This window comes from Deinococcus sp., from assembly GCF_030523985.1.
In the GTDB taxonomy this organism is placed as follows: domain Bacteria; phylum Deinococcota; class Deinococci; order Deinococcales; family Deinococcaceae; genus Deinococcus.
The window spans coordinates 1-7,337 of the sequence record NZ_JAUNHK010000114.1; the positions used below are offsets into that span (position 1 = coordinate 1).

Annotated in this window: 5 protein-coding genes; 3 read left to right on the forward strand and 2 right to left on the reverse strand. The window is 66.4% G+C overall.

Annotation, left to right across the window (positions count from 1 at the left end; all coding sequences use genetic code 11):
* From Q4C89_RS12910 to treY, 3 genes are all read left to right on the forward strand, one after another.
* On the forward strand, positions 1-578 hold a 578-nt coding region (locus Q4C89_RS12910; RefSeq protein ID WP_303103030.1), incomplete at its 5' end, for a CAP domain-containing protein.
* Between the two features lie 238 nt (positions 579-816).
* The gene (treZ, locus tag Q4C89_RS12915) at positions 817-2,610 is read left to right on the forward strand and encodes a malto-oligosyltrehalose trehalohydrolase (RefSeq protein WP_303103031.1); all 1,794 of its coding nucleotides are present in this window, start codon (positions 817-819) and stop codon (positions 2,608-2,610) included.
* Between the two features lie 56 nt (positions 2,611-2,666).
* On the forward strand, positions 2,667-5,510 hold the full coding sequence (treY, locus tag Q4C89_RS12920; RefSeq protein ID WP_303103032.1) for a malto-oligosyltrehalose synthase: 2,844 nt from the start codon (positions 2,667-2,669) through the stop codon (positions 5,508-5,510).
* A 194-nt stretch (positions 5,511-5,704) separates the two neighbouring features.
* Here the strand turns inward: treY and Q4C89_RS12925 are convergent, their stop codons facing one another.
* Positions 5,705-6,481: a type III pantothenate kinase gene (locus Q4C89_RS12925; protein ID WP_303103033.1), complete on the reverse strand. Its 777-nt coding sequence runs from the start codon at positions 6,479-6,481 to the stop codon at positions 5,705-5,707.
* Positions 6,482-6,590: 109 nt separating this feature from the next.
* The gene (locus Q4C89_RS12930) at positions 6,591-7,274 is read right to left on the reverse strand and encodes a hypothetical protein (protein ID WP_303103034.1); all 684 of its coding nucleotides are present in this window, start codon (positions 7,272-7,274) and stop codon (positions 6,591-6,593) included.
* Between the last annotated feature and the right edge of the window lie 63 nt (positions 7,275-7,337).

Below are 7,337 nucleotides of genomic sequence, written 5' to 3' on the forward strand. Positions count from 1 at the left end.
CCAAACTGCTCCCCCTGCTCGCCCTCCCCGTCCTCTTCCTCGCCTCCTGCGGCGGTCCTTCCATCCCCAGCACCACGACCCCCAGCGCCGTCGGCTCCAACACCACCAGCGCCCTGCCCACCCCCGTCAACACCATCAAGGACGCGGGCAGCCAGTCGCGCAGCAGCGAAGAACAGGCCGTTTTCGAACAGCTCAACGCGGCCCGTGCCACGGGCCGCACCTGCGGTTCCAAGTTCATGCCCGCCGCCCCCGCCGTCACCTGGAACGGCTACCTCGCCGCCGCCGCCAAGACCCACGCCGAGGACATGGCCGCCAAGGGCTACTTCGGCCACAAGTCCCCCGATGGCCGCACCCCTTCGATGCGTGCCGAAGCCGCTGGCTACAACGGCTGGGTGGAAATCGGTGAGAACATCGCCGCCGGGTACACCGTGCGCGACGTGATCCAGGGCTGGCTCGACAGCCCCAGCCACTGCGAAACGCTGATGGACCCCGCGCTGAAGGAAGTGGGCATGAGCTACGTGTACAAGCCCGGCAGCAAGTTCGGCACCTACTGGGTGCAGGACTTCGGCACCCGCTGAAGTGAAAAGGCGCATCGAAGGGCCTGAAGCCTTCTGCGCCACTTGAACCAAACATCGGATTGGGCGACCCAGTGAGGGGGGTCGCCCAATCCTCCTTTTGCTTGCTGCCCTGTCCCTCCACCTTGACCAAATCCAGAGAAATTCCTGTCGGGACATCCTGGGCAGGCTCTGGCTGGTTAGGGTAGGGCGTCCGGGTACAGCCACCTCCGCTGTATTGCGCCGGAATTTGAGGAGAGCCATGACCCATATCCCCCAGCCCGCCCCGACGACAGCCCACGACCCCCGCACCCGCCTGGGCGCTCATCCGCTGCCTGACGGCTCCGGCACCCGCTTTCGCCTGTGGAGCAGCCGCGCTCAGACGGTGGCGGTGCGGGTGGACGGCACCGAGTACACCATGCCCTCGCTGGGGTCGGGCGTCTACGAACTGGTGCTGCCCGTCGGCCCCGGCGCACGCTACATCTTCGTGCTGGACGGGCAGGCAGTTCCCGACCCCTACGCCCGCTCGCTGCCGGACGGCGTTCACGCCGAGGCCGAAGTGGTCAACTTGGAGGCGTACCCGTGGCAGCACACGGGCTGGCAGGGCGTGAAGCTGCGCGACTGCGTGTTTTATGAGCTGCACATCGGCACCTTTACCCCCGAAGGCACCTACCGCGCCGCGATGGAGAAGCTGCCTTACCTCAAGGAACTGGGCGTGACCGCGCTGCAAATTATGCCGCTGGCGGCCTTTGACGGAGGGCGTGGCTGGGGCTATGACGGGGTCGCCTTCTACGCTCCGTTTGCCCCCTATGGGCGGCCCGAAGACCTGATGGCCTTTGTGGACGCCGCGCACGGCCTGGGCCTGGGCGTCTTTCTGGACGTGGTGTACAACCATTTCGGGCCTGCGGGCAACTACCTGACCACCTACTCGCCCAGCTATTTCACCGACCGCTTTTCGAGTCCCTGGGGCGCGGGGCTGGACTTTGCCGAAGTCCACATGCGCCGCTACGTCACGGGCAACGCCCGCATGTGGCTGCGCGACTACCGTTTCGACGGCTTGCGGCTGGACGCCACCCCCGCCATGAACGACGACAGCCCCACCCACATCCTGACCGAACTGGCGGGCGAGGTTCACCGTCTGGGCGGCACCCATCTGCTGCTCGCCGAAGACCACCGCAACTGGCCCGAACTGATTACGCAGTACAAACTGGACGGCATCTGGACCGACGACTTTCACCATGAAGTGCGCGTGACGCTGACGGGCGAGCAAGAAGGCTACTACGCGGGCTACCGGGGCGGCGCGCAGGCCCTGGCCTACACCATCCGCCGGGGCTGGCGCTACGAGGGGCAGTTCTGGGACGTGAAGGGCGAGGAACACGAGCGCGGGCGGCCCTCGGATGGCCTGGAAGCCCCCAACTTCGTCTACTGCATCCAGAACCACGACCAGATCGGCAACCGCGCCCAGGGTGAGCGGCTGCACCAGTCGGACGGCGTGACGCTGCCCAAAGTGCGGGGAGCCGCCGCGCTGCTGCTGACGCTGCCCATGACCCCGCTGCTGTTCCAGGGGCAGGAGTGGGCCGCCAGCACGCCGTTTCAGTTTTTCAGCGACCACGCGGGCGACTTGGGCCACGCCGTCACCGAGGGCCGCAAAAAGGAATTCGGCTCTTTCAGCGGCTTCAGCGGCGAGGACGTCCCCGACCCCCAGGCCGAGCAGACTTTCCTGAATTCCAAACTGAACTGGGCCGAGCGGGAAAGCGGCGAATGCGCCCAGACCTTGAGCCTGTACCGCGAGTTGCTGCGGCTGCGGCGCGAAGACCCTGTGCTGCAAAACCGCCAGCGCGAAAACCTGACCACGGGCCACGACGGCGACGTGCTGTGGGTTCGCACCGTGACGGACAGGGGCGAGCGCCTGCTGCTCTGGAACGTGGGCGAGCAGACGCGGGCCGCCGCCGACCTGTCCCTGCCCTTCCCCCCGCCCCCGCACCTGCTGCTGCACACCGAGAACCGCACTGAGCCGGAGCTGCGTGCCGGAGAAGCCGTCCTCCTGGGAAACTGAGAGCGGTCAAGCCGCCTCACCCCTCCAAGCCATTAGCTGCCTGAAAGGAAACCCTCATGACTCCCTCTACTTTCCTCCCTACTTCGACCTACCGCCTGCAACTGCACGCCGGATTCCCTTTTGCTGCCGCGCAGCGCACCCTGCCCTATCTGGCGCGGCTGGGGGTCAGTACCGTGTACCTCTCGCCCATCTGGGGCAGTACCCCAGGCAGCACCCACGGCTACGACGTGACCGACCATGCCCGCATCAACCCCGAACTGGGCGGGCTGCCAGGGCTGCGGCGTTTTTCGGCGCGGGCGCGGGAACTGGGCCTGAGCGTCATCGTGGACTTCGTGCCCAACCACATGGGCATTCAGGGCGGGCACAACCCCTACTGGGAAGACGTGCTGCGCCACGGCCAGGGCAGCCGCTACGCGCACTTTTTCGACATTTCCTGGCAGCCGCTCAAGCGGGCGCTGGAAGGCAAAGTGCTGCTGCCTACGTTGGGCGACCAGTACGGGCGGGTGCTGGAGCGCGGCGAGTTGCGGCTGGAATGGCAGGAACAAGGCGAACTGGGCCGCCTCTTTTTGCGGTACTGGGAGCGCCGCCTGCCCCTGTCGCCGCGCAGTGTGGCGCTGCTGCTGGGCTGGATGCTGGACGCCCTGCCGGCCCGCGTGCCCGAGGAGGCGGGGGCCGAGCTGGCCAGCATCGCCCGCAGCATCGCCAATCTGCCGCGCAGCAGCGACCCGCACCTCACCGACACCGACAAACTCAGTCGGGCGCAGGAGATGGACGTGGCCTCGCGCCGCCTGACCGCGCTGCTGGGCACGGCCCCAGGGGTGAGGGCCACCCTGGAAAGCGTGCTGGACGAGGTCAACGCCGACCACGCCCGCCTCGACCAGGTGGTCAGCGAGCAAAATTACCGCCTGGCGTGGTGGCAGGTCGCCGCCGAGGAAATCAACTACCGCCGCTTTTTCGACATCAACGACCTCGCCGCGCTGCGGATGGAAGACCCCCGCGTGTTCGCCTGGGCGCATACCCTGCTGTTCGAGCTGCTGCGCGAGGGGCTGATTCAGGGCGTGCGGCTCGACCACACCGACGGCCTCTACGACCCGGCAGGCTATTTTCGGGCGCTGCAAGCGGGGGCGGGGGCGGCACTGGGCCACTCCGAAGCCGAGCAGGTCACGGGCAGGCCGCTGTATGTGGTGGCAGAAAAGATTCTGGAACCGGGCGAGAAACTCCCCGACGCCTGGGCGGTTCACGGCACCACGGGCTACGACTTCCTGGCCGAGCTGAACGGCGTCTTCGTGGAAACGGCCCATCAGGACGAATTCAACGCCATTTATCGCCGCTTTACGGGCGACCGGGACGACTATCTGGCGCAACTGTACCGGGGCAAACACCTCATTCAGCGCGTGAGTCTTCCCGGCGAAGTCAACGTGCTGGCCGAACACCTGGAACGCCTCTCGGAAAGTGACCTCAGCGCCCGCGACTTTACCCTCAGCGCGATTCGGGGGGCCATTCGGGAGGTCATCGCCTGTTTTCCCGTCTACCGCACCTACGTGCGGGCCAGCGGCGAACGCGAACCCGGCGACAACGCCAAGATTGTCCAGGCCGTGCGCGACGCCAAAGCCCACAACCGCGAACAGGGCCAGCCTGTGCCGCCCAGCGTCTTCGATTACCTGCAAAATGTGCTGACGCTGACCGTCTCAGGCGAAGGCGAAGCCGCCGAGCGCACGCGGGCCGAATACGCCGATTTCGCGCTCAAGTTCCAGCAGCTCACCGGCCCCGTGACCGCCAAGGGAGCCGAGGACACCGCCTTTTACCGCTACGCCCGGCTGCTGTCGCTCAACGAGGTGGGCGGCGACCCGGCGCATTTCGGCTTTACGCCCAAGGAATTTCACGTGGCGGCGGCGCGGCGGGCCGAGCAGTGGCCCCACGCGATGCTGGCCCTCAGCACCCACGACACCAAACGCGGCGAGGACACCCGCGCCCGCCTGAGCGTCCTGAGCGAAATTCCGCAGGTCTGGGGCGAGTTCCTGCGCGGGCAGTCGCCGCTGCTGCTCTCGCTGCTGCACGACAGCGACCTCGGCCCCGCGCCCAGCACCCGCGACCTATACACCCTGCTGCAAAACGCACTGGGGGCCTACCCCCTGACGGGCGACCTGACCGATTTTGCCGAACGCCTGGGCGACTACATGCAAAAGGCGGCGCGGGAAGCCAAGCTGCGAACCTCCTGGGCGTCCCCTGACGAGGAGTACGAAGCGGCGCTGCGTGACGTGGTGACGGGCCTGCTGATCCACCCCGACTTTCTGGCGGCGCTGGGCGAGTTGCACGGGCGCATCAGCCCCTACGGAGCGCAAAACGGCCTGTCGGCGGCGCTGGTCAAACTGACTGCTCCCGGCGTGCCCGACACCTATCAGGGCTGCGAGGGCTGGAACCAGTCGCTCGTAGACCCCGACAACCGCCGCCCGGTGGACTACGCACGGCTACGGCGGGTGCTGACGCGGCTGGAGAGCGGGCACGACCTCGCGCTGGCCCGCAAGTTGCTCGGCAGCTACGAGGACGGCGCGGTGAAGGTGCTGACGACCTGGGCCGCCCTGCAAGCGCGGCGGGCACACCCGGAGTTGTTCGGGCAGGGCACTTACCGCCCGATGGAGGCAGGCAAATATCTGCTGGCCTTCGCCCGCGAGTATCAGGGCCAAAGCGCCGTGACGGTGGCCCCGCGCCTGACCCTTTCGCTCACCCGCGAGAAAACTCCCTGGGCGCTGGCCGAAAGCTGGGGCAACCGCACGCTGACGTTGGACGCGGGCACCTACACCAACGTCCTGACGGGCGAAAAGCTGCGGGTACGCGGCGGCAAGGTGCCCGTGGCGAAGGTGCTGGAAGACTTCCCGCTGGCGCTGCTGGTCAAAGGCTGACCGTCTGACTGTCTAACCGCTGCCAAGGGGCTTTGAGCGGTTAGACCGTTTGACCGTTCGACGTTTAGAGCATTTGACAGAATGAGACTTGCGTTCTCGACCCTCTCCCCTCGTGGGAGAGGGCCTCGCGCAGCGCGGGGTGAGGGGGCGCCCAGACCAATTTCTTACGTCAAATGCTTTAGACCATTCCCCACTTAACGACTCGCCCAGAGTTCGACCAGACCCCGCAGCGTCAGTGTTTCGTCGTAATAGTCGATTTCCTGGCAGATGCCCTGCACGGTACGCGAAAAGCCGCCCGTGGCGATGGTCACGACCTCGCCCGGCAACTCCGACTGTATGCGGCGCAGCAGGCCGTCTACCATCTCGGCATAGCCGAACACCAGCCCGGATTGCAGCGCGTGGACGGTATTTCTGCCGATGGCCTTTTCGGGGGCGCTGAGGGTAATGCGCGGCAGTTTGGCGGCTCGGGAAAACAGGGCGTCGGCGCTGACCTGCGCTCCCGTTGCCAGCACGCCGCCCAGAAAGCGCCGCCCGCGTCCAATCACGTCGAAGTTGGTGGACGTGCCGAAATCCACGACCACCGCGTAGTCGTGGCTGCCCAGGTATTTTTCTGCCCCGAACAGGTTGCACAGTCGGTCGGCACCCACCGCGTCGGGCTGGTCGAGTTCGACGGTCACGTCGGGCAGGTTGGCGGCGCTCACGGCAAAAGCGTCAATCATGAAGTGCCGCTTGAGCGCCAGCGCGTAGTTTTCGCCCACCGGGGGAGCCACGCTGCTCAGCACGGCGGCGTGCGGAATCGGCGCACCAGCCAGAGCAAACAGCCCGTGCAGTTGCAGGGCGAGGTCGTCGGGGAGCACGTCACGGTTGGTCCTGACCCGCCAGGTATGGGTGAGGTTCAGCGATTCGTCGGCCAGACCCAGCACAGTGCTGGTGTTGCCGATGTCTGCGGCGAGCAGGGGAAAAGCAGGCACAGCGAGGATTGTAGAGGGTTCGGCCCCGAAAGAGAGAAAGCGGGTCTCTCGTTCGGGGCCGGGGCTGTGTTGGGGGCTTACTGTACTGAAGTCTTACTGGGCTGGGGGCTTACTGGAAGGACGCCAGATTCAGGCCCACGCTGTAGGCGCAGTTGCTGTCGGCCTCGGTGCGGATAAGCAGGTCTACCTTGTCACTGGCCCCCACACCGGCTTCGAGAGGCTTGAAGTAGTAGACCAACGTGCCGCTCCACTTGCCTGCCGCGTCGGCGGCGAAGTCGTTGACATAGCTGCGCCGGGCCGGGGCGACCAGCTTGCCGTCGGCGGTCCGCAGGCGCACCAGATAGGCGTCACGGGCCTTTTCGCTCGGCAGCCCCTGCACGGCGATGTCGATTCTCAGTTCGCCGTCGGCCTGCCGTCCCTGGGACAGTTCGGCCCCCAGCGCGTCGGCGGCGCTGAGGTTCTTGAACGCGTCGCGGGCGGTCACGGCCTGAAAGTAGAGTTGGTCGGCCTGTCCGCTGGCGGTGACGGTGACCGGGCGGCTGCTCTGGGCAAAGTTGGTCGGTGCCGCCAGCCAGTCGGTCACGCACTGCGCGCCGCCGTCGAACACCTTGACACTCTCGGGGCCGGAGACGAACTGGCCGTTTTCGACCTTCAGGTTGACCGTCTGGTAGGTGGGCACCACGTCGCGGCGACCATAGGCCCCGTCAATCACGTTCTTGGCGGTGGTTTCTTCGAGCTTGGGCACCCACGCGAACGCGGGAGCAGAGAGCAGGGCAGTGGCGGCCAGCAACAAGAATCTACGCCTTACGGCCTGATAAAAGTCATGAGAGCAGACGTTAGTGGAGATCACTTTGGG